This is a genomic window from Nocardioides sp. S5-5 (assembly GCF_054954065.1).
Map to the genome: position 1 here is coordinate 2,165,270 of NZ_CP199913.1, position 24,763 is coordinate 2,190,032.

General features: G+C 68.4%; 23 protein-coding genes and 1 pseudogene. 17 read left to right on the forward strand and 7 right to left on the reverse strand.

What is annotated here, in order from left to right:
• The first annotated feature begins 35 nt into the window (after nucleotides 1-35).
• The 6 genes from fabG to trxB are packed head-to-tail and all read left to right on the forward strand — an operon-like array spanning nucleotide 36 to nucleotide 6,003.
• Nucleotides 36-791, forward strand: coding sequence for a 3-oxoacyl-ACP reductase FabG (gene fabG / locus ACUP6Y_RS10165; protein ID WP_462556697.1), 756 nt, complete (start codon nucleotides 36-38; stop codon nucleotides 789-791).
• 57 nt (nucleotides 792-848) lie between these two features.
• Nucleotides 849-2,120, forward strand: a complete 1,272-nt coding sequence (locus ACUP6Y_RS10170; protein ID WP_462555895.1) for an acyl-CoA dehydrogenase family protein — start codon at nucleotides 849-851, stop codon at nucleotides 2,118-2,120.
• A 1-nt stretch (nucleotide 2,121) separates the two neighbouring features.
• Nucleotides 2,122-3,177 (forward strand): phosphotransferase family protein, encoded by a 1,056-nt coding sequence (locus ACUP6Y_RS10175; protein ID WP_462555897.1) that lies wholly within the window; start codon nucleotides 2,122-2,124, stop codon nucleotides 3,175-3,177.
• A gap of 12 nt (nucleotides 3,178-3,189) precedes the next feature.
• A complete protein-coding gene (locus tag ACUP6Y_RS10180) occupies nucleotides 3,190-4,170 on the forward strand; it encodes an NAD(P)H-dependent flavin oxidoreductase (RefSeq protein ID WP_462555899.1) in 981 nt (326 codons plus the stop codon).
• 10 nt (nucleotides 4,171-4,180) lie between these two features.
• Nucleotides 4,181-4,966: a tyrosine-protein phosphatase gene (locus ACUP6Y_RS10185; RefSeq protein ID WP_462555901.1), complete on the forward strand. Its 786-nt coding sequence runs from the start codon at nucleotides 4,181-4,183 to the stop codon at nucleotides 4,964-4,966.
• Nucleotides 4,963-6,003: a thioredoxin-disulfide reductase gene (gene trxB / locus ACUP6Y_RS10190; protein WP_462555903.1), complete on the forward strand. Its 1,041-nt coding sequence runs from the start codon at nucleotides 4,963-4,965 to the stop codon at nucleotides 6,001-6,003. The genes ACUP6Y_RS10185 and trxB overlap by 4 nt, the downstream gene beginning before the upstream one ends.
• 869 nt (nucleotides 6,004-6,872) lie before the next feature.
• Here the strand turns inward: trxB and istB are convergent.
• Both istB and istA read right to left on the reverse strand, forming a co-directional pair.
• On the reverse strand, nucleotides 6,873-7,652 hold the full coding sequence (istB, locus tag ACUP6Y_RS10195; RefSeq protein ID WP_462552498.1) for an IS21-like element helper ATPase IstB: 780 nt from the start codon (nucleotides 7,650-7,652) through the stop codon (nucleotides 6,873-6,875).
• Nucleotides 7,649-9,181, reverse strand: a complete 1,533-nt coding sequence (istA, locus tag ACUP6Y_RS10200) for an IS21 family transposase (protein WP_462552497.1) — start codon at nucleotides 9,179-9,181, stop codon at nucleotides 7,649-7,651. Before istA ends, istB begins: the two co-directional genes overlap by 4 nt.
• Nucleotides 9,182-9,403: 222 nt before the next feature.
• On the opposite strand from istA, the pseudogene ACUP6Y_RS10205 reads away from it, so the two are divergent.
• A pseudogene (locus ACUP6Y_RS10205) lies at nucleotides 9,404-9,931 on the forward strand (IS1634 family transposase); the annotation flags it as partial.
• Nucleotides 9,932-10,006: 75 nt separating this feature from the next.
• On the opposite strand, the gene ACUP6Y_RS10210 reads toward ACUP6Y_RS10205, so the two are convergent.
• Complete coding sequence (locus ACUP6Y_RS10210) at nucleotides 10,007-10,447, reverse strand: hypothetical protein (RefSeq protein ID WP_462556845.1); 441 nt, start codon at nucleotides 10,445-10,447, stop codon at nucleotides 10,007-10,009.
• Between ACUP6Y_RS10210 and ACUP6Y_RS10215 the strand changes: the two genes are divergently transcribed.
• Nucleotides 10,379-10,660 (forward strand): hypothetical protein, encoded by a 282-nt coding sequence (locus ACUP6Y_RS10215; protein ID WP_462555905.1) that lies wholly within the window; start codon nucleotides 10,379-10,381, stop codon nucleotides 10,658-10,660. The genes ACUP6Y_RS10210 and ACUP6Y_RS10215 overlap by 69 nt on opposite strands.
• A 14-nt stretch (nucleotides 10,661-10,674) precedes the next feature.
• Here ACUP6Y_RS10215 and ACUP6Y_RS10220 read toward each other — a convergent pair.
• The 4 genes from ACUP6Y_RS10220 to ACUP6Y_RS10235 form a co-directional block, all read right to left on the reverse strand.
• A protein-coding gene (locus tag ACUP6Y_RS10220) for an IS3 family transposase (protein WP_462556699.1) occupies nucleotides 10,675-11,789 on the reverse strand; the annotation gives its coding sequence in 2 pieces (ribosomal slippage) (nucleotides 10,675-11,594 and nucleotides 11,594-11,789; 1,116 coding nt in all).
• Complete coding sequence (locus ACUP6Y_RS10225; protein ID WP_462555907.1) at nucleotides 11,719-12,735, reverse strand: hypothetical protein; 1,017 nt, start codon at nucleotides 12,733-12,735, stop codon at nucleotides 11,719-11,721. Before ACUP6Y_RS10225 ends, ACUP6Y_RS10220 begins: the two co-directional genes overlap by 71 nt.
• Nucleotides 12,732-13,067, reverse strand: a complete 336-nt coding sequence (locus ACUP6Y_RS10230; RefSeq protein WP_462555909.1) for a hypothetical protein — start codon at nucleotides 13,065-13,067, stop codon at nucleotides 12,732-12,734. The genes ACUP6Y_RS10225 and ACUP6Y_RS10230 overlap by 4 nt, the downstream gene beginning before the upstream one ends.
• 169 nt (nucleotides 13,068-13,236) lie before the next feature.
• Nucleotides 13,237-13,974 carry a hypothetical protein gene (locus ACUP6Y_RS10235; RefSeq protein WP_462555911.1) on the reverse strand — a complete coding sequence of 246 codons (738 nt, stop codon included), beginning with the start codon at nucleotides 13,972-13,974 and terminating at the stop codon, nucleotides 13,237-13,239.
• Nucleotides 13,975-14,500: 526 nt separating this feature from the next.
• On the opposite strand from ACUP6Y_RS10235, the gene ACUP6Y_RS10240 reads away from it, so the two are divergent.
• The 9 genes from ACUP6Y_RS10240 (at nucleotide 14,501) to ACUP6Y_RS10280 (ending at nucleotide 24,713) form a co-directional block, all read left to right on the forward strand.
• Entirely contained in the window at nucleotides 14,501-15,439 is a 939-nt protein-coding gene (locus ACUP6Y_RS10240) for a hypothetical protein (RefSeq protein ID WP_462555913.1), read from the forward strand.
• Nucleotides 15,440-15,502: 63 nt separating this feature from the next.
• The gene (locus tag ACUP6Y_RS10245; RefSeq protein ID WP_462555915.1) at nucleotides 15,503-16,498 is read left to right on the forward strand and encodes a hypothetical protein; all 996 of its coding nucleotides are present in this window, start codon (nucleotides 15,503-15,505) and stop codon (nucleotides 16,496-16,498) included.
• A complete protein-coding gene (locus ACUP6Y_RS10250) occupies nucleotides 16,486-16,782 on the forward strand; it encodes a hypothetical protein (RefSeq protein ID WP_462555917.1) in 297 nt (98 codons plus the stop codon). The genes ACUP6Y_RS10245 and ACUP6Y_RS10250 overlap by 13 nt, the downstream gene beginning before the upstream one ends.
• Nucleotide 16,783: 1 nt before the next feature.
• On the forward strand, nucleotides 16,784-17,758 hold the full coding sequence (locus ACUP6Y_RS10255) for a hypothetical protein (RefSeq protein ID WP_462555919.1): 975 nt from the start codon (nucleotides 16,784-16,786) through the stop codon (nucleotides 17,756-17,758).
• Between the two features lie 4 nt (nucleotides 17,759-17,762).
• A complete protein-coding gene (locus ACUP6Y_RS10260) occupies nucleotides 17,763-18,563 on the forward strand; it encodes a hypothetical protein (RefSeq protein WP_462555921.1) in 801 nt (266 codons plus the stop codon).
• A 77-nt stretch (nucleotides 18,564-18,640) separates the two neighbouring features.
• Nucleotides 18,641-20,488 carry a type IV secretion system protein gene (locus ACUP6Y_RS10265; protein WP_462555923.1) on the forward strand — a complete coding sequence of 616 codons (1,848 nt, stop codon included), beginning with the start codon at nucleotides 18,641-18,643 and terminating at the stop codon, nucleotides 20,486-20,488.
• Nucleotides 20,489-20,584: 96 nt separating this feature from the next.
• Entirely contained in the window at nucleotides 20,585-21,430 is an 846-nt protein-coding gene (locus ACUP6Y_RS10270) for an IS5 family transposase (protein ID WP_462553709.1), read from the forward strand.
• A gap of 227 nt (nucleotides 21,431-21,657) precedes the next feature.
• On the forward strand, nucleotides 21,658-23,178 hold the full coding sequence (locus ACUP6Y_RS10275) for an SCO6880 family protein (RefSeq protein ID WP_462555925.1): 1,521 nt from the start codon (nucleotides 21,658-21,660) through the stop codon (nucleotides 23,176-23,178).
• Nucleotides 23,178-24,713, forward strand: a complete 1,536-nt coding sequence (locus tag ACUP6Y_RS10280) for an ATP-binding protein (protein WP_462555927.1) — start codon at nucleotides 23,178-23,180, stop codon at nucleotides 24,711-24,713. The genes ACUP6Y_RS10275 and ACUP6Y_RS10280 overlap by 1 nt, the downstream gene beginning before the upstream one ends.
• Nucleotides 24,714-24,763 lie beyond the last annotated feature (50 nt).

Here is a 24,763-nt window from a genome sequence, read left to right on the forward strand (position 1 = left end):
GTCGCCAGGGTTCGAGGAAGAGAGCGAGTGTGACTGTGGTCAACGGCCGAGTGGCGATCGTGACGGGCGCTGGACGGGGGATAGGCGCCGCCACTGCGGTGCGCCTGGCGCAAGACGGCTTCTCCGTCGGTCTGCTGGATCTCGACGACACGGCAGCAAAGAACGTCGTTGAGGCTATCGAAGCATCCGGGGGCCGCGCCTTGGCAGTTCCGGCAAATGTGGCCGATGAGGCCGCGGTGACTGCGGCGGTTGAGCAGGTCGCCGTCGAACTTGGCCCCCCGGTTGTGCTAGTGAACAACGCCGGCGTCACACGGGACAACCTGTTGTTCAAGATGTCGCGAGACGACTGGGACACGGTGATGAATGTGCATCTGCGCGGTGCCTTCCTGATGTCGCGGGCCGTCCAGAAGCACATGGTCGACAGCGGTTGGGGGCGGATCGTCAACCTGTCCTCGACATCAGCGCTGGGCAATCGGGGACAAGTCAACTACTCCGCGGCTAAGGCCGGCTTGCAGGGGTTTACGAAGTCACTGGCCCTTGAGCTCGGCAAGTTCGGAGTGACAGCGAACGCCATCGCTCCGGGCTTCATCCAGACAGAGATGACCAGGATCACTGCCGAACGGATGGGAATCTCGTTCGAGGACTTCGTCGAGCGCGCCGCCGCCGCCGCCGCTGTCGGCCGAGCCGGGGTCCCAGAGGACATCGCCAACGTCGTCTCCTTCCTGGTGAGCGAGGGCGCAGGCTTCGTATCGGGGCAGGTCATCTACGTCGCGGGCGGACCCAAGGCATAGGCGGCGTTCGCCCCACGCTGAGCGACGGCCAGACCGTCTGAAAGGAACATGCACACCATGTGGAGCTTTGAGAACAATCCCGAGTGGCAGCCCGAGTTGGACTGGATCGAAACCTTCATGCGCGAGAAGGTCCAGCCCCTCGATTACGTCCTGGGTCCGACATCTGACTTCAAGAACCCCGATTTCATCCAACTGGTGCGCCCGCTCCAGGCCGAGGTGAAGGCCCGCGGGCTGTGGGCGTGCCACCTCGGCCCCGAGCTCGGCGGACAAGGTTTCGGCCAGCTCAAGCTCGCACTGATGAACGAGAAGTTCGGCATGTCCCGCTTCGGACCCGTCGTTTTCGGAGCCCAGGCACCCGACAGCGGCAATTCGGAAATCCTCGCCCACTTCGCCACCCCCGAGCAGAAGGACAAGTACCTCACCCCGCTGCTCGCCCAAGAGATCAAGTCCTGCTTCTCGATGACCGAGCCGCAAGGCGGCGCCGACCCCACCGCCTTCACCACGCTCGCGGTGCGCGACGGCGACGAATGGGTGATCAACGGCGAGAAGTGGTTCGCCTCGCACGCCGAGCATGCCGACTTCTACATCATGATGGTCGTCACCGACCCCGACGCCGCCAGCCCGTACGACAAGGCGTCGATGTTCATCATCGACGCGGGCACACCAGGCCTCGAGCTTGTGCGCAACTACGGCTTCTACGGCGAGGTCGCCCCTGACCACGCACACATGCGCCTGACCGATGTCCGGGTTCCGCACTCGGCGATGCTGGGAGAGCAGGGCAAGGCCTTCGCGATCGCCCAGACACGCCTCGGCGGTGGCCGACTGCACCACGCGATGCGCACCGTCGCTCAGGCCCAGCGCGCCTTCGAGATGATGTGCGAGCGGGTCCTGTCCCGCACGACCGCAGGAGAGTCGCTCGCGGCGAAGCAGATGGTGCAGGAGAAGATCGCCGACAGTTGGGTGCAGCTGAGGCAGTTCCGGCTACTCGTCTTGGAGACAGCCTGGCTCTTCGACCAAGGCACCGACAAGGGAGCGATTCGTAGGAACATCTCGGCGGTGAAGATGCAGATGCCGACGGTCCTGCACGACATCGCCGCAAGGGCGCTGCACCTGCACGGCTCCCTCGGAATCAGTACCGAGATGCCCTTCGCGGGCTGGGTCGTGAACTCCTTCCACGTCGGCTTGGCCGATGGGCCGACCGAAGTACACAAGATGGTCGTCGCCAAGTCCGTTCTCAAGGACTTTAAGGGGTACGACGGACACTTCCCGTCCTACATTCGCTACGAGCAGGAGCGACAGGCCCACGAGCTCTACGGCATCGAGGACTAGCGTGTCCTTCGGTAGTGAGGATCAGATCGCCGGTGCGGTCGACCTAGATTCGCTCAGCGTGTGGATGGACCGGGAGGGCCTGGGAGCCGGCGCCATTAGCGACGTCCAGCTTCTCGCGGGTGGCACACAGAACATTCTGGTGCGTTTCCGCCGAGGTGACCTCGATGTCGTGCTCCGCCGCGGACCGCGCCACCCCCGTCCCGAGACGAACAAGACCCTCCAGCGGGAGATCCGGGTGCTCGGGGCGCTCGCCTCGACCGATGTTCCGCACCCCCGCTTGATCCGCGGCTGCCTCGACCAGGATGTGCTCGGGGGGGCCGTCTTCTACCTCATGGAGCCCATCGAGGGCGTGAACCCAGCGGTGGAGGTTCCGCCGGCAGTCGCTGCCGACCAGGCCCTCCAACGCAGGCTCGGGTTCTCCGCGGTCGACGCTGCCGCGTCACTTGCGAGCGTCGACTATGAGGCGGTCGGCCTCGGTGACTTCGGCCGGCCCGAAGGCTTCCTGGAGCGTCAGGTGCCTCGTTGGATGGATCAGTTGGCCTCCTACGAGAAGTTCGAGGGCTGGGGTGGGCCCGACATCGGCGACGTCGAGGGCTTGGCGCGATGGCTTGACCTGAATCGCCCGCCCCAAGGGCGGCCCGGCATCATGCATGGCGACTTCCACTTCGCCAACCTCATGGTGAACCCGTTGGGCGACGTGGTGGGGATCGTGGACTGGGAGCTCGCCACGGTCGGAGATCCGTTGCTTGACCTTGCCTGGCTCATCATGTCGGTGCCAGATCCCGATCACCCCGGTCCACTCGCACAGACGCTCGGGCGACTCACCGGCCTGCCGACCCAGTCCGAGTTGGCAGCGAGGTATGCCGAGCGGACCGGCCGCAGCGTCGAGCATCTTCAGTGGTACATCGCGCTGGCCGGCTTCAAGCTGGCCATCATCATCGAGGGGACGTGGGCGCGAGCCTGCGCTGGACTCGCGCCGCGACCGGTCGGAGAGGCCCTCCACGCCCGCGCAGGCAAGTTGATCCAGCGCGCCCTTGAGACAGCAACAAGCCAGTGAGGAGCCAAGCCTGTGATCAGCACACGTTTCACCCAGGCATTCGGTGTCGACCACCCCGTCGTCTGCGGAGGAATGACCGGAGCCGGTACCGCGGAACTCATCTCCGCGGTGGCCAACGCAGGGGCGCTCGGATTCCTCACCGCACTCACCCAGCCCTCCCCTGAAGCGCTCGCAGCAGAGATCGGCCGCACACGGAACCTGACCGACCGACCCTTTGGGGTCAACCTGACGATCCTGCCCACTATCAAGCCAGTTCCCTACGACGAATACCGTGCTGCGATCATCGATTCCGGCGTCAGAATCGTGGAAACCGCCGGGTCGAGCCCGGAGCCGCACATGCCCGACTTCAAGGCCGCCGGCGTCAAAGTGATCCACAAGGCCACCAGCGTCCGGCACTCGCTGTCTGCCGAACGGCATGGCGTCGACGCCATCAGCATCGACGGATTCGAATGCGCCGGGCACCCAGGGGAGGACGACATTCCAGGCCTGGTCCTGATCCCCGCCGCAGCCCGCCGCCTCTCGGTACCCCTCATCGCCTCCGGCGGTATCGCCTCCGGCCGCGGACTTGCCGCCGCACTTGCGCTCGGCGCCGACGCCGTCAACATGGGCACACGGTTTCTCGCAACTACCGAGGCACCTGTCCACGACAATGTCAAGAGGCAGCTCGTGGCCAACACCGAACTCGACACGATCCTCGTGCTTCGCGAGTTCAACAACACCGTCCGCGTGGCGCGCAACAGCATTTCGGAGAAGATCGCGGAAATCTCGCGGCGCCCCGGCGCGACGTTCACCGACGTCGCCGACCTCGCTTCAGGTGTCCGGAGTCGTACCAATGTCCTGGGAAACGGAGACATGGAAGGCGGCGTCTGGACCGCAGGTCAGTCCCAAGGCCTCATCGATTCGGTCGAGACCTGCGCGCACGTCATCGAGGCTGTGGTGACTGAGGCAGAGTCCGTCATGAGCGAACGCCTGCCCTCCCTCGTCAGGGGTTAGGTGCACACCCGTGGTCGACGAGCACAAGGTCCTGCAAGCCCACCTCCCCGACCTACCCAACCTGCGCGACCTCGGCGGTCTGCGCACGGTCGACGGCGCCGCTACCGTGCATCGGCGTCTGTATCGGAGTGCGACCCCCTTCTACCTGGACGACCCGCAAGCGGCGTACTTGGTCGGTGATGTCGGTCTTCGGGTCCGCATAGACCTGCGGGGTGAGAAGGAGATTCTCACCGCGACGAGCCAGCCACTCAGCGGCCTCGAGCAGAGCGTGCTCAACGCCCCGATCGTCGCCGGTGGAACGCGCCTGGACGTCATAGAGCACCCCGTTGAGGCGATGCTCACCCACTACTTGTCTTATCTCGAGCATGCACAGGAAAGCTTCGCTCGCATCGTTGACTCATTGGCCTCGCCGACCAACGCGCCGGCGCTCATCCACTGCACCTTGGGCAAGGACCGGACCGGCGTCGTGGTTGCAGTCATTCTGTCAGCCGTGGGCGTTGTCGACGACGATGTCGTGGCCGACTACATGCGCACCGGCGGAGAGAACGACGCGCTCCTCACGCGCCTTCGCCAGCTTCCCGCATACCAGCGCAGGATCGACACTCTCCCGGCAGAGGCTTTGGGAGTGTCGCCCGAGACGATGACAAGGTTCCTGGCGGAGATGAGGCGCAGATACGGCAGCGCGGCGCACTACCTGGGGCGCATCGGCGTCGATGCCCCAACCTTGAAGGCACTGCAATCACAGTTAGTCGCGACCGGGCAGCCCGGCGCTCACCTCGATGGGAGTACGGCATGAGCGCCGACCAGAGTGCAGACGTACGCGACGTCATCATCATCGGATCGGGGCCCGCGGGCTACACCGCGGCGATCTATGCCGCCCGGGCGCAGCTCTCCCCGCTCGTCTTCGAGGGCTCGGTGACTGCCGGCGGCGCGTTGATGAACACCACCGAGGTCGAGAACTTCCCCGGCTTCCAGAACGGCATCGTCGGCCCCGCGCTCATGGACGAGATGCGCGCCCAGGCCGAGCGGTTCGGCGCCGAGCTGGTCCGCGACGACGTGGTCGCGGTGTCGCTCACGGGCGACATCAAGGAGGTCACGACCGCGGACAACGGCGTGCACCGCGCCCACGCGGTCATCCTCGCCACCGGCTCGGGCTACAAGAAGCTCGGCCTGCCCGACGAGGACCGCCTGTCGGGCCACGGCGTGAGCTGGTGCGCGACCTGCGACGGCTTCTTCTTCCGCAACCAGGCGATCGCCGTGGTCGGCGGCGGCGACTCCGCGATCGAGGAGGCCACCTTCCTCACTCGCTTCGGCGAGTCGGTGAACCTCCTGGTCCGCCGCGACACCCTGCGGGCGAGCAAGATCATGCAGGAGCGCGCGTTCGCCGACCCCAAGCTCAACATCATCTGGAACACCTCCGTCGCCGCCATCAACGGCGCGGACAAGGTGGAGAACCTCACCCTGCGGGACACCGTGACCGGGGAGGAGTCGACCCTGGAGGCGACCGGACTGTTCGTCGCGATCGGCCACGAGCCCCGCTCGGAGCTCCTGACCGGGCAGGTCGACCTCGACGAGAACGGCTACGTCGTGGTGGAGCACCCCTCCACGCGCACCAACCTCACCGGCGTCTTCGCCTGCGGGGACCTGGTCGACCACCACTACCGCCAGGCCATCACCGCCGCCGGCTCCGGCTGCGCCGCGGCTCTGGACGCCGAGCGCTACCTCGCCGTCCTCGGCCACCTCCCCGCAACAGACGAGGCGGCTTCTGCGAACCGATCTTCGCTGGACGAGCAGGCCCTGGGCGTGACCTCTCCCGGTTCGGCGCTGCTGTGAACCTAGGACCGGGGACTAGCCGTTGTGCCCGCTGGCTGTCGGTCGGTCGGCGAGTCTGCCGTCTCGCTTGCCAAGGCGTGGCCACCCTGACTCCAGGAGCGGCCCTTGCCGGCGCCACGATATTCGGCGGGGAGCAAGCGCTGCCGATCCTCTTCGGTCCCGACCAGACTCAACGCTCCGTGACCGCATCACCTGCGAGAACACTCGACGCCGAGGTCCGCGGGCACCTTGCGAAGGAGGTCAGCGAGGGGGTTCGGTCGATCGAGGCTTACCTTCGAGCCAACGTGCTTGCCGACGGCGATCGGTAGTCGTCGGAAGCGATCAGCAGTGGCACCCGGTGCTCGCTGACTCAGAACTCTGCATTACGCAACGGCAGGCAGAGAGTGCGAGCACCTCGTGCCTGGCGGTCCGAGCATGCGCGAATCCCGGCTACTTGCCAACAACTCCCGAGCGGCGTGCAGCCAGGAACAGGGCCAGCGCCCCGGCGGTCCCTGAGTAGGCGGCCCCTGGGCCTCCCCGCCCATGTTTGAGTCAGAACGCGGGTTCCTCATACGTTGTCGCACGTGCTGCGGGGAACGGAGTCGGCGACCGCGTAGCCGAGGACAGGGTCAGATTCAGCGTCTGTTGGAGAGCAGCGCGCTGTAGCGGGGTTGCTGAGCCTGGCTATGGGACCGGCTGGCGTTGGGAGGTTCACCAGGTCGGTCAACGTGGTTTCCAGCCTGGAGCGCCGACCTACACGGACCGGCCCGTCACAGTGTCGGGGGTGGGCATCGACGAGGTTGCTGTTGCCGCGCAGCGGTTCACGTGTCAATGGCCATGTTGCGGTCCCCACTGGTGGCCAACTAGAAGTCCCCACCCCTCGCTGAGTTTCAGCTGGTCTTGAGTCGGGTTCCTCCGTTCGCTCGGGCCTGTCTCATTCGGTAGGAGTCGCCGTCGGTGACGACGGTGTGGCAGTGGTGCAGGAGCCGGTCGAGCATGCTGACTGCGGTGGTGTGCTCGGGCAGGAACCTGCCCCAGGACTCGAACGGCCAGTGCGATGCGACGCCGAGCGAGCGTCTCTCGTAGGCGGCCGCGACGAACCGGAACAGCAACTGTGCGCCGGTGTCGTCCAATGGTGCGAAGCCGAGCTCGTCGACGAGTACGAGGTCGTGGCGCAGCAGGGTGTCGATGACTTTCCCGACCGAGTTGTCGGCCAGTCCTCGGTAGAGGGTCTCGACGAGGTCGGCGGCGGTGAAGTACCGCACCCGGTGCCCGTGCTCGACCGCGGCGATGCCCAGAGCGATGAGCGTGTGGGACTTGCCGGTGCCGGCCGGGCCGATCAGGCACACGTTCTCGGCCGCGCGGATCCACTCCAACGACGAGAGGTAGTCGAAGGTGGCGGGTGGGATCGAGGACGCTGCCACGTCGAACTCCTCGAGCGTCTTGGTCACAGGGAACGCGGCTTGCCGCAGCCTGGTCCGGGCATTGGACGCCTCTCGTGAGGCGATCTCGGCCTCGATGAGGGTGCGCAGGAACTCCTCTGGCTTCCACCGTTGGGTCTTGGCGGTGACCAGCAGCTCAGGTGCCAGTCGGCGCATCGCGGCCATCTTCAACCGCTTCAATCCCTCGTTCAGGTCAGCGGGCAGCGGCGGTGGCGTCGTCGCGGTCACGACACCTCACCCCCATCCGTCCCATCGATCCGGTAGGCATCCAGCGACCTGGTCGGGACGGTGGGAAGGGTCATCACCAGCGCCTGCCCGGCCGGCGTGGGCCGGGGTGCGTGGCCGTTGGTGGCCAGGATCGACCGGACGTCGTCGGCACGCCATCGTCCGAACGCGACGGCCCGCTCGAGTGCCGCGATCAGCGGCTCGCTGCCGTGCGCGGCGCCCAGGGTTAGCACCTCGGCGATCTCGCTGCCCAGCTTGGTCACACCCGCGGCGGCGGCACCGACCAGGAACTGCTCGGCGACCGGACCCAACGCGAGGAACTCCCGCTCGGCCGGCGTCCGCGGTCGGGCGCCACGGTGCGGTGTGGCCGGCCGGGGACGGTCGTAGTGCGCGTCGTCGATGCTGACCTCGCCCGGTGCGACCAGCGCGTGTTCGGCGTGGACCTCACCGGTGACCGGCTCGATGACCCGCAGCACCCGGTCCCGCTCGTCGACCAGCACCGTGACGATGGTGCCGATCAGCCGGTTCGGGACCGAGTAGCGGGCCGACCCGAACCGGATGCAGGACAGCTTGTCGACCTTCCGGGTGATCGGTGTGGGGCCGACCTCGAGTCGCAGTGACGGCAGGTCGCCGAGCAGGTCTCGCTCGGTGGCCAGTCGCTCCGCCGGGACCGCGTGGATCTCACTGTGACGACGCCCGTTGACCTCGACACCCCACGCTCGTGCCCGCTCGTTGAGCCCGGCATAGCCGCCAGCCCACGGATCCCCCTCGAGCTCCAACGGCGTGAGGAGGTCGTCCTTGGCGTAGCCGACCAGGTTCTCCACGATGCCCTTCGATTCGGGGTCCGCGGCGTGGCAGAAGTCGGGCCGGAACCGGTAGTGGCTGGCGAACCGGACGTAGTCAGGTGCCGGCACCACCACGTTCGCGACCACGTTGCCCTTCAGGCACGCCATCCGGTCGGCCAGCACGAGGGTCGGGACACCGCCGAGCTCCTCGAAGCACTGCGCCAACAGGCCCAGTGTGGTGGCCTGCTGCTCGTCGGGGGCGAAGCGGACGAACCGGTAGCGCGACCAGGCCAGCACCGCGCAGAACACATGGGTCCGACGTCCCGCGACCAGCTCGGTGCCCCAGTCGATCGCCAGCACCTCGCCCGGCGTCCAGATCGCCGGACGCCGCCCAGCGGCACGGGCCTGCCCGATGCGCCACTGACTCTTGGCGTCGGCCACCAGACGTCGGAAGTTGCGATCCGACCCCTCATAGCCAGCAGCGCGGGCGGCCGGCAGCAGCCTCTTCGCGCTGATCTTCGCCGCAGTGTCGTTGACCTTCTCGGCGACCAACTGCGCGACCGAGTCGTAGTTGCGACCACGCTCGACTCGCAGGGCTGGGAGCTCGCCGCGGCTGCTGGCCTGGTGGGCCTCGATGACCCGCCGAACTGTCTTGTGGGTCGTGCCGCACATCGCGGCCGCTCCTCGGTAGCTGCCCACCTCGCGGTAGGCCGAAATGATGTCCATCCGTTCACTCTCGTTCTTCAATGGAGACCCCTGCGTGGTGACGACGGCTGACTAGGCATCACCACCGTCGCCACGCAGGGCCTCACGAGCTGTCACGACACGCGAAGAACGAGGAGTGAGGACTTCTACATGGCCACCACCGGGGACCCGGCATGGCCACCAGCGGGGACCGCTACCTGGCCACCAGTGGGGACTTTTTCATGGCCACGGACATCACGGCGCAGCGCCTTCCCCAGGTTGTGGGTGACCTCATCGGTGGCTTGGGCAGAGAAGGAAGACCCCGACATCGGTGGCAGGGAAGGTCTGCGGAAGGTCGGCTACTCCAAGGAACGCAGGGTCGACCCCAGGTCGTGGTCGGGTTGCTGGTCGACCGGTGCGGGTTCCCCCTCGGGGTCGGCTGCTTCGAGGGCAACAAGACCGAGACGCTCACGATGATCCCGATCGTCAAGCAATTCCAAGAACGCCACGACCTGTCCGACATGGTCGTGGTCGCCGATGCCGGGATGCTGTCCGCGACCAACCTGAGGGAGCTGGATGAGGCGCACCTGCGGTTCATCGTCGGGTCCCGGGTGACCAAGGCGCCGGTCGACCTGGAATCCCACTTCCGCTGGCACGGCGATGCGTTCACCGACGGGCAAAATCCTCGACACCATCATTCCGATGAACCGCTGGGTCATCGAGAACGACTCGAAGAAGAAGCGCGAACCCGTGCGGGATCCCGAGCAGCATCCCGAGTCCTGGCGTGCGGTGTGGGCGTACTCGGCGAAACGCCCTGCTGACGGCACGAACCGCCCCGGCATGTCCGGAGACTCTGGACTCGCCGGGATGCTTCTACGTCTCCTGGGGTCAGCGGCTCCGGCCCGGATGCTGGCTCGGTGCTTGTTGTTGGGGTTGGCGATCGGCGTTGCGTCGTCCGAGGCTCGGCCAGGGCTCGATGACTTCGGCTGGCGGGGTCATGGCCAGTGCGTCCCGCAGCTGGGCGCGGTTGCTGGTGGAGAGGACTCGTGGGTCCTCGGTGATGGTGGGCTGGTGACCGGCGAGCGCGGTGAGGGCGCGCACGGCGGGCCCGTCGCGGCGGATGCGGCCGTAGATGGGCTGGTCGATGGTGCCGCGTCGCGCGACCCTCAGTGCGGTGGTCTTGCGGCCGGCCTCGCGGCGTAGCGCGGCGGCCCACGTGCCCAGCGCTGTTTCGGTGGCGGTGAGCAGGTCGCGGGCCTGGTGATCGCTGAGGTCACCGATGTATCCCTTCTTGACGGCGACGCTGATCTCTTGCTGCTGGTCCCGCACGAGGGGATGGAGGCGTGGGCCGGTGGCGTCGTGCAGCCCACGAGTGGCATAGAGGGCGTCGTCGAGCAGATCGTGCAGGTGCTCTTCCCGACGCAGCTCGGGTTGGAGATGGGGAGCGTCGGCGAATCTTGTGTGGAGCCGGGCAAGGAGGTTGACCTGGTTGTGGGCGACCGCCAGCGCGGTCTGAGCCGCCCCGCGAAATTCGGACAGTGAATTTCGGTGGTTGATTACGCGGCGCTATGCGCTGCGTACCAAGCTTCTTCGACCTCGTTCGGGGTGCGGTAACCGACCGCAGAGTGAAGCCTTCTGGCGTTATACCGTAGTTCGATATAGCGGGTAATGTCAAACCGAGCAGCATCGCGAGTGGGGTACGAGGTCCGGTGAACTCGCTCGTTCTTCAGGGTCGAGTTGAACGATTCCGCCCAAGCATTGTCATAACAGATCCCGGTGCGCCCAACGGACCGCAATATCCCGAGCCGTGTGGCGTGTTTCGCGTATTCGTCCGACGTGTATTGAGTGCCGCGATCGGTGTGCATGATGGTAATTCCGGGACGGATATGACCATTGCGTGCAGCCATATCCAACGCGGCGGTGACCAACTCGGTGCGCATGTGGTCGGCCATCGCGTAGCCCACGACCTTCTTGGTGAAGCAGTCCAGCACGGTCGCCAGGTACAACCATCCCTGCCAGGTGCGGATGTAGGTGATGTCGCCGACGAGCTTGGAAGCTGGCGCCGCAGCGGTGAAGTCGCGTCGGACGAGGTCGGGAGTCTCGCCGGCGTCGCCGGCAATCGTCGTGACCGGACGCCATGGACGGGGCTGGCAGGCCACCAGACCGAGCTCGCGCATGATCGAACGGACTGTCTCGTCATCAACGTCGTGACCCCACCGCAGCAGGTCGGCATGGACCCGTCGGTAGCCGTAGGTCTCATCAGACTCGGTGAACGAGAACCGGACCAGCACGGCAAGCTCGGCCCTTCGCACCGCCCGCGCCGACGGCGGCCTGGTCTTCCACGAGTGGTACCCCGATCGGGACACACCCGCCCAGCGGCACATCGAGATCAGCGGATAGTTGCCCTCTTCGGATTCGATGAACGCGTACTTCACGCTCACCGGTGCTTCTTCGCGAAGAAGGCCGTTGCTTTTCCCAAGAACTCGTTCTCAGCGCGCAACTCACGCACCTCGGCCTCGAGCGCCTTCAAACGGGCACGCTCCGAAACCGACAACTCCGCCTCCGGAACTGGATGCGCCTTCTTGTACGCGTTCACCCAGTTACGCAGCGTCTGCTCGACAACCCCGTTCTCGCGGGCCACCACAGCGATCGGCTGTGAAGTCCTGATCACTTCCTGGACACACGCGTCCTTGAACTCCTGAGAATACTTCTTCGCAGCCAACGGAATATTGCCTTTCAGTCAATCCCAAGAATTCTATCTTGGGGCCAACTGTCCGAGAAGCGCGGAGCGTGTCAGTCGCGGCAGAGAGCCGGTGGGGTAGTTGCAGATTGCGGTGCGCCATCGGGTGCAGGAAGGACTCCAGGGTGCGCTGGCCAGCGGCGAGGTCGGCGGGGACCTGCACCAGATGCACGGCCTGGTCGAACTCCGGCGGCCGGGTCGGTGGGGCGAAGGAGAGGTCGAGGCTCTGGTGGTCGCCCGACCACTGCGCGAGCCGTCCGATGGAGGAGGCGACGAGCCGAGCAGTGGCCACATCGGCCGGGGAGCCGTCGTCGGGGACCCGATGGTCGTCGAGGGCACCGGCGCTGAGTAGCCGCTGGTCGAGGACGGCGATGGCCTCGACGACCTGCGCGGTGTCGCCGGCCAGTGCGGCGTGCGCGGGCATGGCCGTGCGCCATGGCCGGGCCTCGGCGGTGTTGAGCACGTGGTTGGCCGCGAGGGTCTCGCGGGCCGCGTTGACCCACAGACGCGCCACGGGGTCGGAGGTGCCGGTCAGGGCGTCGCTGGGGGCCATGCGCTGTTCGGTCGGCATGCGGGGGAGCCGCTCGAGCACGTAGGCCAGCTCGATGAGTGGCTGGCGTTGCAGGGCATCGAACCTGACCGGCGTGGATGCCGCGGGGTCGGTGTTCTTGACCTGGACGGAGAACTGGTTCCACAGCCGGTCCTTCAGGGCGCCGATCACGATGTCGCGGCTGGTGAGGATGATCGGCTGCGCCGCGGGGTCGGGGGAGTGCGCCGGCCCCCGGAGTAGCCCGGTGAGCGCTTGGGCTGCCCACTCGGCGCTGTCGCCGTAGGACGGCCCGTGCTGCGACCCGCCCACCGATGGCGAGGTGGTCATTGGTGTCGCCTGGCTTCGGTGAGGAGGTCGCGGACCCGGATGACACGCAGGGTCGTGGCCAGGTCGGCAGCATCGGTCAGGAGCCGTCCGAGCAGTCCGGTCAACGCCTCGTAGGCACGCTCGGCGTCGGTGAATTCAGGAGCGGGGGACAGGACGGCAGGGGTGTGCAGCCCGCAGTCGGTGAGCTCGATGAACGCTTCGGAGAGGAGCAGGCGTGCCGGGCGGGCGATCTGGAGGTCGACGCCGGCGGCGGCGAGGTCCTCCAGCAGCACGTAGGTCTCGGCGAAGCCCGAGCTCTCGGCAAGGGACGGGGTTGAAGAGGTGGTGAACATGGTGGCTGCCTCCTGATGAGTGCGGTCGGAACTGGTCGTTGACACGAACTTGGCACCGAGAGTGGGCCGGGCGCCCGGATGCGCGCTGAAGCTGTGGAGAACCTGCCTCTGCGGCGATCCTTCGGGCAGAAGACGGCACGTGCTCATCACGCTGTGCCTCCCGCCCCACTCAGCGTCCCGGGCTGGCCGGTGTGGAAGGAGTGGGCGTACTGGGGGACCACGCCTGCTGCTCGCGGGAGGTGCCGTGTCGGGCAAGGACGACCATCTCCTCGGCCACTGCAGCGGTGCGGCGCGCTGTGCTGCCGGCTCGGTCCACAACGGTCTCCACCAGGGCGGTGGCCTCGTCGGCTCGGTGCAACTGCCCGCCGGCGGTATGCGCGGCTCGCTCGACCATGCGCGGCTCGATCTCGCGGGAGCCTGACAGGGCGGCGATGGTCATCTCCTGGCACGCCGCGCGGGCGTCGGCAGCGTGACGTCCGATCGTCTCGGCCGCCGGCCGGGCCAGGTCGACCAGCTCGCTGAGCACCGCGATCCTGGGCCGCAGCTGGGCGAGGCTCTGTGTGGTCTGGGGGTCACTGGCGGCCACGGGGTCACCGGCCAGATCGTGGACGCACCGCTCGGTGTCCACGAGCGCGTCACTGGCGCGACCCAGGTGAACGACGAGTTCGGCACCTACCTCGTCGATGGCGGAGCACCGCTTCTTCAGCCGGGTCAGATGGTCGATGGCTGCCTCCATGTGAAGCGGATTCTCACCTGACCTGGCGGCGTCCTCCTCGGCATCGGCGAGCACGGTGAGCGCAGACCGGGTGAGGTCTCGCAGCTCATCGACGTCGGCGCGGGCCTGCCGCAGTGAGTGCTCGGCGGCGAAGATCGCGCTGGTCGCATCAAGGGCTGTCTGCGCGGTCATCAGCGCCCTCCGGCCCGTGGGGAGTTGTCGGTTCTGCGGCCAGAGCCGGGGAGGATCTGGCACAGCTCATCGAGTCCGCTCAGCAGTTGCTCCAGACGCTCACGGATCTCGGCCACGGAATCAGGACTCGGCCTGGTGCCGGTTGTGCAGGCGGGGTTCATGGCTGGCTGTCCTTCGGGGTTCGGACGCGGTTCGCCTACCTAGGGCGAGCGCACGACCGCTGGGGATCAGCACGCCCTGGGCAGGTCCGTCAGGGGCCTGGCGGATTCGGGTCCACAGGCTCCGCGTCGGCTCAAGAACGTGCCGCGTCGACTTCAGGGCCCACCAAGGCCCGCCCCTGGCCGGGATGTGCCGAAAAGTGCCAGGACTTTCGGGGGGACGTGCCGCTGACCAGCGGAAACGTCCCGTGACGCAGCCCTGTCCGTCCACGTCCCCCCACCTCTGGGGACGCCGTGACGGACAGTCCGTAGGACCCCTGAGAGCGACCTTTCCGACGTGCTCGATCACGACGGAAGGAAGCGCAGAGATGAACATCGGACAGATCCTCGGCCTGGACGAGGACAGTGAACTGCTGGAGCTGGCAGGCGAACGCTGGGCCACCTGGACACGGGAGCATCCACCGCTGCGGGTGGTCGACGACTTCGCCGACCTGCGCGGCTGGCTCAGGGTCGTCGATCGTCAAGCAGCCGACGCCGTACTGCTGCCCTTGGCGATGCTCGCTGCCCCCGACGGCGGCGACGACATCGCCGCCGCAGCCGCGTTGGTCAAGTGCCTGCTGCCCGGGGCATGCGCCGAGGCCGGACGACTCAGTGACCTACTCGCCCAGGGCCAGATCCCCGGCGCCGATCTCGGGCCGCGCACCGGACTGGTCAACGAGCTGATCGCCTCCCAGCTGTGGATCGAGGTCCGCAGCTTCCCGTGGCGGCGGCTGCGGAAGGTGACCGCGAACATCCTGGTCAACACCCGGGTCGGGGTGCTGCGCGAGCTCGGCGACAACGCCCAGCTCTGGCGTACCGACCGAGCCTGGGCCAACACCAGCCTGCTCGATGACCTGGCTGGCAGCAGCGGTGACGGGCACACGCCGGGTCCGAGCATCGACCCCGCCGTGGTCGCCGCGGGGAGCCTGCTGGGCGCGGCGCCGCATTCGGAGCTCCTCGGCGACCCCGCCGTCGTGGTGACCGAGCAGACCTCACGCGATGAGCTGGTGGACCTGCTGGCGTGGGCGTGCGAGCACGAGGTGATCAGCGACGAGGACCGCGCGCTGCTGCTGTGCCTGGTCGCTGAGGCCGCCAAGGTCGAGACCAGCCGCACCAGCCGAGGCCGCGGCGGCCTAACCGGCAACGAGCTCTCCACCCGCGTCGCGCCGAAGGTCGGCGTCTCCGAGGCCACCGTGCGTCGCCGCACCTCCAAGACCATCCGCGCCCTGGCCGCCGCAGCCCCGACGAGGTTCGCCGGCCATGACTGATTCGCCGCAGCTGATCCTCAGCACCACCTCACCTGCCCTAGGCACCCGAAGGCGGTGAGAACCATGCAGCACACCATCGAAGACACCAGGTCTGCGGCGCACGAGCGCAGCGCCCACGCGACCACCCGGTCAGGCGTTCGGCCGGCGGTATCGGTCGACGAGCTCAAGCGGGCCTGGCACGCCGTGCAGGCCGGCCAGTTCCGCCGTCCCACCACGACCGCACCCAGAGCGACGAAGTCGCGCAGTGGCGCAGCGGCCGAGTTGGAGTGGGAGCCCGATCCCGGCGAGCATGTGGTCGCCCTGCTCGGTGCCACCGGCTCGGCCGGCACCAGCACGGTCGCGCTGGCACTGGCCCTGGCGACCGAGCGTCCCGCACGGGTCGTGGAATGCGGCCCCGCCATCGCCTCGGGCCTGGCCGCGGCCAGCACTGCCGAACTCGGCCTGCACACCAGCGGCTGGCGCCAGGGCAAGCGCGACGACGTCCTGATCGAGCGCACCAGCGAACTCGCCGCCGGCCCGGCTGAGGTCCCGCTCCCCAGCCCGTGCGGACCCCACCAGCTGACTCTGCTCGACATCGGCTGGGAGGCCAGCCAAGTGCTGATCGGGCCGAGCTGGATCACTACCACCATCGGCGAGGCCCCGGCGCTGGTGCTGGTCACCACCGCGACCTTCGGCGGCTTCCGGCGCCTCGACGCTCTGGCCGGACTCCTCCTGCAGAGCCACCCGTCGCTGAGGCACCGGGTGCACCTGGCCGTGATCGGCCCACCGCGCAAGAAGTGGCCGCGAGGACTCGAGCACACCGGCGGCACCCCACTACGCGACCTGCTGGCGGCAGAGCGCGTCGTGGAGATCCCCCGCGACCGCGACCTCGCCACCAACGGCCTGGACTCACGGCCCCTGCCTCCGGCCGTGCTCGCCGCTGCCGCCCGGCTGCTGCCCCTGATCGAGCCCGGCCATCACCCGGCACGCCCCACCGCCGACACCACCAACCAGCAGGTCACGGAATCGGGGCGCGTCTCGGGCGACCCCGCAGAGAGGAACCCATCATGGAGTCACTGAGCAACTCGGCGATGATCATCGCCGCCCAGGTCTGCCCCAAGGCGCCACCTGGCGCGGCCGGGCCGGTCAACGAGATCACCGGCTACGTCCTGTGGGGCGTCATCATCCTCTTCGGGCTCGGCATCGTGATCGGCATCGGCGCGGTCATCGGCGGCCGGATCTTCTCCATGCCCCATGCCTCCAAGGTCGGCGTGATCTCCATCGTGGTGGTCTTCGTGGCCGCGATCGGCTACCTGGTCCTGCCCGGCATGCTCAACGGCATCCTCGGCAAGGGCTGCATCTGACATGCGCTCTGCGACTACTGCCCGCAAGGACACGAAGGCCACCAACGCCAGGACTGGCCCCACCGGCGGCACGGGGAGCGTGGGTGCGGAGTGGGATCGTCGCCGGCTGCTGGTCATCTTGGTCGCCGCCGTGCTGGTTGCAGCGCTCCTCCTCGCCGGCCTGGCCCACGGGATCTACCTGGCCATCACCGGTGTCAAGGACCAGCACAGTCCTAGCGACGCCGGGCTCACCGTGCTCAGTGACCCGCCAATCGCCGACCGGGCGCCGACCGGCACAGCTCGTGGTGCCGCCTACCGCGACCAGATCGCCGCCGCGCCGATGCTGGAGGTGAACCAGCAGGCGATGTTCCCCGCCGACCCGGCAACCGCCACCGTTCCCGGGATCGCGGTTCCCGGCGGCCTGGCGCCGGGGCCGGCCCAGATCCAGTCCGGCTTCCCCCACACTCCCGCAGGGGCGATCGGACAGCTCGCACAGGTTGACGTGGCGGTCCTGCAGGCGATGAGCCTGCCGACCGCGCACGAGGTCTACCAGGCTTGGGCGCTGCCCGGCGGCATCGGCGCCGAGGGTTGGTGGATCAGCCAGAGCGTGACCGGGTTCTTGTCCAGCGCCTCGATGGGGGAGGTCCTCGATGCCGGCGCGTGGGTCGAGGCCGAACCGGCCGCTGCGTTGGTCAAGGGCGCAGACGGCCCGGACTGGGTCACGGCCTGCGTGCTGCTCAAGATCACCGCGACCTACCGACAAGAGGCCCAGGTCGCTTTCGGTCACTGCGAGCGGATGCAGTGGGTCGGCGGCCGCTGGATGATCGCCCCCGGTCTGCCCCCGGCACCGGCTCCCTCGACGTGGCCAGGAACCGACGCCGCCAACCGGGCCGGCTGGCAGCCATGGATCACAGCCCATGACCACACCGAGGACCAGGGCGAGGACCAGGGCGAGGACCAGGGCGATGACCAGGGCGATGACCAGGGCGATGAGTAGGGCGATGAGTAGTCCCAGGAGTGGCTACGGATCTACCCGCCGGTCGTCACGTCCCGCGCTGGTCGCGGCGATCTGCGGAGTCGCGGTCCTGTTCGGCATCGCGATCTGGCTGCTGGGCGGCGAGGACCCCAAGCCCACGAGCCCCGGCGCCGAAGCCGGCGGGGTGCCCTCTGCGGGCGCAAGCACGACCGGCGAGGGACCCGAGATCAGCCAGGACGTACCGGCGGTTCCAGGCTCCGAAGGGGTGGCGCTGCCCGAGGGCAGCGAGGTCACCGAGGGCTACCCGAGCGGGTTCCCGGCCTCCGACCTGGGGCCGGTGGCAGCACAGGCGGCGATCGCCCGGGCCCAGCTCGGCTTCGACTACGACCAGGCCGTCCAGGTCGCCGGCATCTATGCCGCACCCGAGGCCAGGGGAGTGCTCGAGGATCGTGCTCGGGCCGCTGTCGCGCTGCGCCGCGGACAGGCCGGTGTGCCCGAGCAGGGCGAGGTGCCCAGCCCGGCCTCCTACGCGCTGACCCCGATTGCGTTCACGGTCGAGAAGCTCGACAGCGGCCACTACGCGGTGAACCTGCTCAGCTACGTCTCCCTGACCGGCGTCGGCGGCGCGACCAAGGACTTCCTCTACGCCGGCACCCAGCTCTTCGACTGGACCGGAGACGAGGCGGACGGTGACTGGAAGGTCGTCCAGGGAACCCAGGCAGACCTCGACCACCTGATCACCGCCGGCCAGCCGCCGGCGGTGGCGCCCGGGACCCCGGAGTACGACCAGGCGGGCTGGATCGCCATCGGCGGTGAGCAGCAGTGAACCGAGTCTTGAATCACCTCCGCCCGCGCACGCTTCGGTTCCGGCTGACCCCCCTGCCTCTTCTGCCTGTCCTGCTGATGACCCTGCTGTTGGCCGTACTGCTCGGCACAGTGGCCGCACCCGGTGCCTCCGCTGCCAGCAGCAGCCCGCTCGCAGTGAGCACACCCGGTCAGGTATTGGGCCAGGTGTCGGTTCGGCACGGCCTTACCAGCGGTGTCACGAAGGCGACCACGGGGTTCAACGCTCGTGCTGGCCTCGCCAAGGACATGGCCCCTACCGCACTTCGGGGCGGTCTTGGGGAAGGGCTGCCGAGCGGGATTCCAGGGGTGGACGGATGCGGCCTGCTGGACGCCTTGTGCGACGTGGCTGGTGACCTGATCGGCCTGCCGGGACTCCCCGGGCTGCCCGGCCTGGGCGGACTGCTGAGCTTGGGCAACACCATCCCCGGCCTACCTGGCATCTCCAACCCGTTCGCCGCGCTGGGCGAGATCGTCGCCAAGGCTGCGGCCGATGCCTGGACCGCGGCGATGCTGGCGATCTGGCAGGCCGGCCTCTACGTGCTGAGGATCGTGCTCTCCTTCTCCGAGCTGTTCCTGACCCCTGACCTGAGCCCCGACGGCCCCGGGCGCGACGTCTACGCCTACGCCTTGTGGCTGGCCCTGGCACTGGTGGCGATCATGACGCTGATCCAGCTCGGCGCCGCCGCGTTCAAACGCGAGGGCAAGACGCTGGCCCGGGCGCTGATCGGCTCGGGCCAGTTCGTCGTGGTCTGCGCCTGCTGGTTCCTCTACTGCGCCACCGTCATCACCGCCTGCGCCGCCTTGACCAAGGCACTGATGAAGGCACTGCTCAAGGTCAACACCTGGCCAGACTTCGACCCCCTGGGCGGCATCAGCGTCCAGAGCCTGTCCGACGGCGTCGTGGCCACCGTGCTCGGTCTCCTCGGGCTGGTGCTGTGGATCGCTGCGATCGGGCACATCCTGGTCTACTTCGCCCGCGCCGCAGCCCTGCTGATCCTCACCGCCACGGGGCCGCTCGCGGCCGCCGGCCTGGTCTCCGACGCGGGCCGGTCGTGGTTCTGGAAGTCACTGAGGTGGTTCCATGCCGCCGCCTTCACCCCGGTGCTGATGGTGCTCGTGCTGGGCATCGGCATCCAGATGTCCAACGGCGTGGCCGCCCACCTGGCCGACGACACCGCCAAGTCCATCGGCACCGCCCTGCCCGCGGTGATGCTGATCTGCGTCAGCGTCGTCGCACCCCTGGCGCTGTTCAAACTGTTGGCCTTCGTCGACCCCGGTACCCCCTCGGGCGCCAGTTTCCGCCAGGGCATGGCCTTCCAGGGCGGGCTCCAAGGTCTCCTGGCCGGCGGCAGCAGCGGCGGTGGGTCGGCGGCAGCCTCGGCCAGCGACTCTCACGGCCGCTCCGCAGGCGAGCAGGGAGCCGAGGATTCCACCAGCAGCCGCTTCAGCGGCGCCTCCCAAGGGATGCTGGGCAAGCTCGGCCCCGTCGGGGCCGGTCTGGCAGCCGGGCTTGGCGCCCTCCAGAGCGCCGGCTCCAAGGCGACCTCCCTGGTCTCCGATGAGGCCAATCAGGCCGGGGTGGGTCACCACACCTACGGCCCAGACTTCTCCGCCGCCCGCGCGCGCAAGGGCAACACCAGCCGACCCGGCCACCCCCGCTCGGAGGACGGCGACGACGCCGGCAATTCAGGCGAGGACGGCGACGGTGACGGCGGTACGCCCACCGCGCCGATGCCTCCGCTGCCGCCTAGCCCCGACTTGTCGACAACCACCTCGGCACCACCCACCCCGCCTTCCCCGACCCCGGACCAGTCGAGCTCACCGAGCGGCGGTGACCCAGGCGGCCACTCAGGCGGAGGCCAGGGGCGTCCGCCAGCCGGGGGAGCTAAGAGGTTCCGCCAATAGGTATTGAGCGGTGAGGGCGTGTCGGTCACGCAGGACAGGCACGAGCCTCGGTAACAGAAGGGGTGTCTGACGCCACTTCTCTTCCCCGAGGTGCTCGTGCCTGCCCTGCCATCTTTCATCATCGAACCGCTGTGGGACCAGTTCGCCGCGCTGATCCCTGAACCCATCGACGCTCATCCCCTTGGGTGTCACCGACCGCGTATCGCGGACCGGGTTGTGTTCGACAAGCTGGTCCAGATCGCGGTGCTCGGCGCCGCCTACGACCGCATCGCCGACACCACGTGCTCGGCCACCACGATCCGTCGGCGCCGTGATGAGTGGATCGAGGTCGGGATCTTCAAGACGCTGGAGCAGATCTGTCTGGACGCCTACGACCAGATCGTCGGTCTGGACCTCTGCGATGTCACGGTCGACGGGTGCATCGTGAAGGCTCCCTGTGGTGGCGAGGCAGCGGGCAGATCCCCGGTAGATCGCGGGAAACAGGGAACCAAGCGGTCCCTGTTGGTGGAAGCTGCCGGCATCCCGCTGGGGTGTGTCGTCGCGGGCGCGCACCGCAACGACTCACCGCTCCTGCGCCCCACCTTGGAGCACCTGGGCCGCTTCGACCTGGGTTTCGGTGATGGGCTGCCCGACGACATCACGGTCCACCTCGACGCTGGCTACGACAGCCGCAAGACCCGCGACCTGCTCGACGAGCTCGGCTGCGAGGGCGTGATCAGTAAGAAGGGCTTCCCGCTCCAAGCCGGTGCCCGGTGGGTCGTGGAGCGGACCAACTCCTGGCACAACCGCGGGTTCAAGAAGCTCGCCATCTGCACCGAGCGTCGCACCCAGGTGATCGAGGCCTTCATCGCGCTGGCCAACGCCGCGATCATCATCCGACGACTCGTCCGCCAGGCCTGGATCACCCACCGCTGGGACGGTCGACCAGCACGACAACCATGACCTATTGGCGGAACCTCTAAGCCGCCGACCGGCGGTGGGGGAGGAGCCGGCGGAGCGGGCGGTGCCGGTGCCGGGGGTGCCGGTGCCGCGGGCGCGGTGCCACCCGTGGCGTGAGCACCCACCTGCCTCATCAGAGCTTTCAGCAGGAACCCCGCAAGAGGACCCGGAGCAGAGCCCTCCGGGGCAAGGACCGGATCAGGACGTGAGCAAGTGAGAGGACCGAGCGCATGGCGACGACGTATGCCGACTACTCCAAGGACCGGATCGGGTGGTTCTTCGGGATCTCCGGTGCCCAGCTCGCGATCGTGGCGGTCGGGGTCCTTCCGGTGCTGTGGGCGATGCGTGAGGGCGCCTGGGTCTCGGCGCTGCTGCTGGCGGCGATCTGGCTGGCCGTCTTCTTGGTGACGGTCGTCCCGGTCCGTGGTCGCTCGGCGACCGGCTGGATGATCGCCGCGACCGCCTACGCACTGGGCGGTCTGACCGGCTGGACCGCCTTCCGGTCCAAGGCCTCGGCGGGCCGGGTCGAGGATCTCGACGTGCCGGACCTGCCCGGCGTGCTGCAAGGAGTCCAGATCCACGACGGCCCTCCGCACGGATCGAACCTGCAGCGCGTCGCGATCATCGCCGACCACGCCACCAAGACCTGGGCGGTGACCGCCGCGATCGTCCATCCGGGCATCGGGATGGTCGACGCCGAGGCCCGGCACCGCTACGGCCAGGCTCTGACCGAGCTGATCGACGTCGCGGGACGGACCGAGAAGATCGATGAGCTCATCTTCGTGGTCCGTACCGTCCCCGAGGACGGCGCCGAACGCGACCTGTGGGTGAGCAGTCACCGCCGCCCTGCTGCTCCGCCGCTGGCCGAGCGGATCAACGCCGACCTCGCCCGGGGCCTGACCCAGGCATCAGTACGCACCGAGCAGTTCCTCACCATCGTGGTCCCCGAGACCCGCATTGCCCGCTCGGCCAAGGAGTCCGGCGGCGGCCTGGAAGGCCGCGCCCGCGAGATGTACCTGCTCATGGGCGAGATCGAGGCCCAGCTGCGCGGCCCGATGGGCATGACCTCGGTGTCCTGGCTGACCTCACCCGAGCTCGCCCTGGCCTGCCGCACCGGCTTCGCTCCCGGCGACCGGGCCGGCATCGTCGAGGCCCTGGCCCTGCGCGACCGCACCCCGGACGCCGAACCGCCGATCAACGCCCGCGTGCCGTGGGCAATGGCCGGCCCCTCGGGCGCCGACCCGCTGGTGCGCCACTACAGCCACGACGCCTGGAACTCGGTCAGCTCCACCATCAAACTCCCCGCCACCGGCGCCGTCATGGGAGCCCTGGCCCCGATCCTGACCCCGAGCGAGGCCGGCGAGCGACGCTCCTTCGCCGTGGCCTACCCGATCGTGCCCGCCTCCAAGGCCGACCGGGCCTCGGGCAACGCCGAATGGGCAGCCGACACCGCCGAGGCCCTGCGCGGCCGCCTCGGGATGAAGATGCGCGCCAAGCAGCGTCAAGACGCCGCGAAGGCCCGCGGCATGGACTACAAGCTCGCCAGGGGCAACTACCTGATCCGCCCCTACGGGGTGTGCACCGTGACCGTGCCCAAGACCCTGCGGATCGCCGAGTTCGGCCGGCGCCTCGACGTCTCGGTCCGCCGCGCCGGATTCTCCCCGCTGCGACTGGACCTGGCCCAAGACACCGCCTTCGCCGCCACCGCCGTGCCTCTGGGCATCGGCCTGACTCGCACCGGAGACGCCTGATGACCAGCCCGCGCCGCACCGGCCGGCGACGTGGTCGGGACATGACGGCACTGCTGGCCGACTTCGGCCACGACCTCCCGCGCTCGCCGGCCCCGCTCCCGCCGGTCAAGGAGCCGAAGCTGTTCAGGTACGCGCCGCGCCGCGGCACCGCCCACCGCGGTCGCGGGTGGGCGGCTGCCACCGCCCCGGTGGTGGCGTACCGGATGACCACCGACCAGGCGCCGGTCTACTGGCCCTTCATCTCCGCGCCCGCGCTGCCGCCGACCGGGGCACAGATGGGCGTCGACCAGCTCTCCGGCGGCTCCTTCTACTGCGACCCGTTCGGCTGGGTGCTGCGCGACGACGTCCCGGTCACGAACCCCAACATCTTTCAGTTCGCCAAGCCCGGCACCGGCAAGGCCGGCACCACCAAGGCCTTCTGCACCCGGATGATGCCGTTTGGCTACAAGACCCTGGTCCTGGGCGATCCCAAGGACGAGTACGAGTCCCTGTGCCGCGCCCACGGCGTGGAGCCCATCGTGATCGGCCCCGGCATGGGCGCCCGGATCAACCCGCTGACCATGGGGCCACTCGGACACGGCTGGGAGACCCTGCCCGCCGATGAGGCCCGCCAACGCGCCACGATCATCTTCGCTCACTGGCTCACCCTCATCCGTGGCCTGGTCGGCTCCATGAAGGTCGGCCACCAGCACGTCCCCTTCGGGCCCGATGAGGCCGACGTGGTCCGCAACGCCCTGCAGATCCTCACCGGCTACGCAGCCGGCGACACCCACTTGCGTGAGACCACCATCCCGCAACTGTGGCACCTGCTGCACAACCCCACCGCGGACCTCATCGCCGCGTGCGAGTACGGCTCGACCAGGCAGTTCCTCGACGAGACAAGGCTCTTGCGCAACGCGCTGGGCCAGCTCGTCACCGGCACCCTCGCCGGATTGTTCGACGACCACACCAACATCGCCATCGACTGGCGTGCCCCGATCCAATCGTTGAGTTTGTCCCGTCTCGACGACCTCGGCGACGAGGCAGTCGGCATCGCGCTGCTGTGCCTGAACTCCTGGGGCCGTGGCCTGCGCGAGATTGCGGAGCCCGGTGACCTGCGGATCGTGGTCCGCGACGAGGTGTGGAAGCAGATGCGTCTCGGCGTGACCGCGGTGATGAGCTTCGATGCCGACCTGAGGCTCTCCCGCGGCATGGCCGGCAGGGGCGGTGACATTCAGTTCGCCAACTGCCACAAGCCCTCCGATCTGCTCTCGGTCGGCGACGCCGACTCCCAGGCCGCCGACATCGCCAAGGACCTCCTCGAGCTCGCCGACATCAAGATCCTCGGCGGCCAGAAGCCCAAGGTCGCCCGCGAGCTGGACTCCATGCTCGGCCTGGGCCAGATCGCCCAAGACCTCGTCACCGGCTGGGCCATGCAGGACAAGGGCCGAGCCCTGTGGTGCGTAGGCGACTCCGTCTACAAAGTCGCCACCGTCCTCCACCCGATCGAGAAGCAGCTCTACTACACCAACGAGGCCCTCGAGGCAGCCTTGTGAATGTTCCCCGGAAATCTGACGGATCGTCAGCGAGCGTGAACCTGCACATC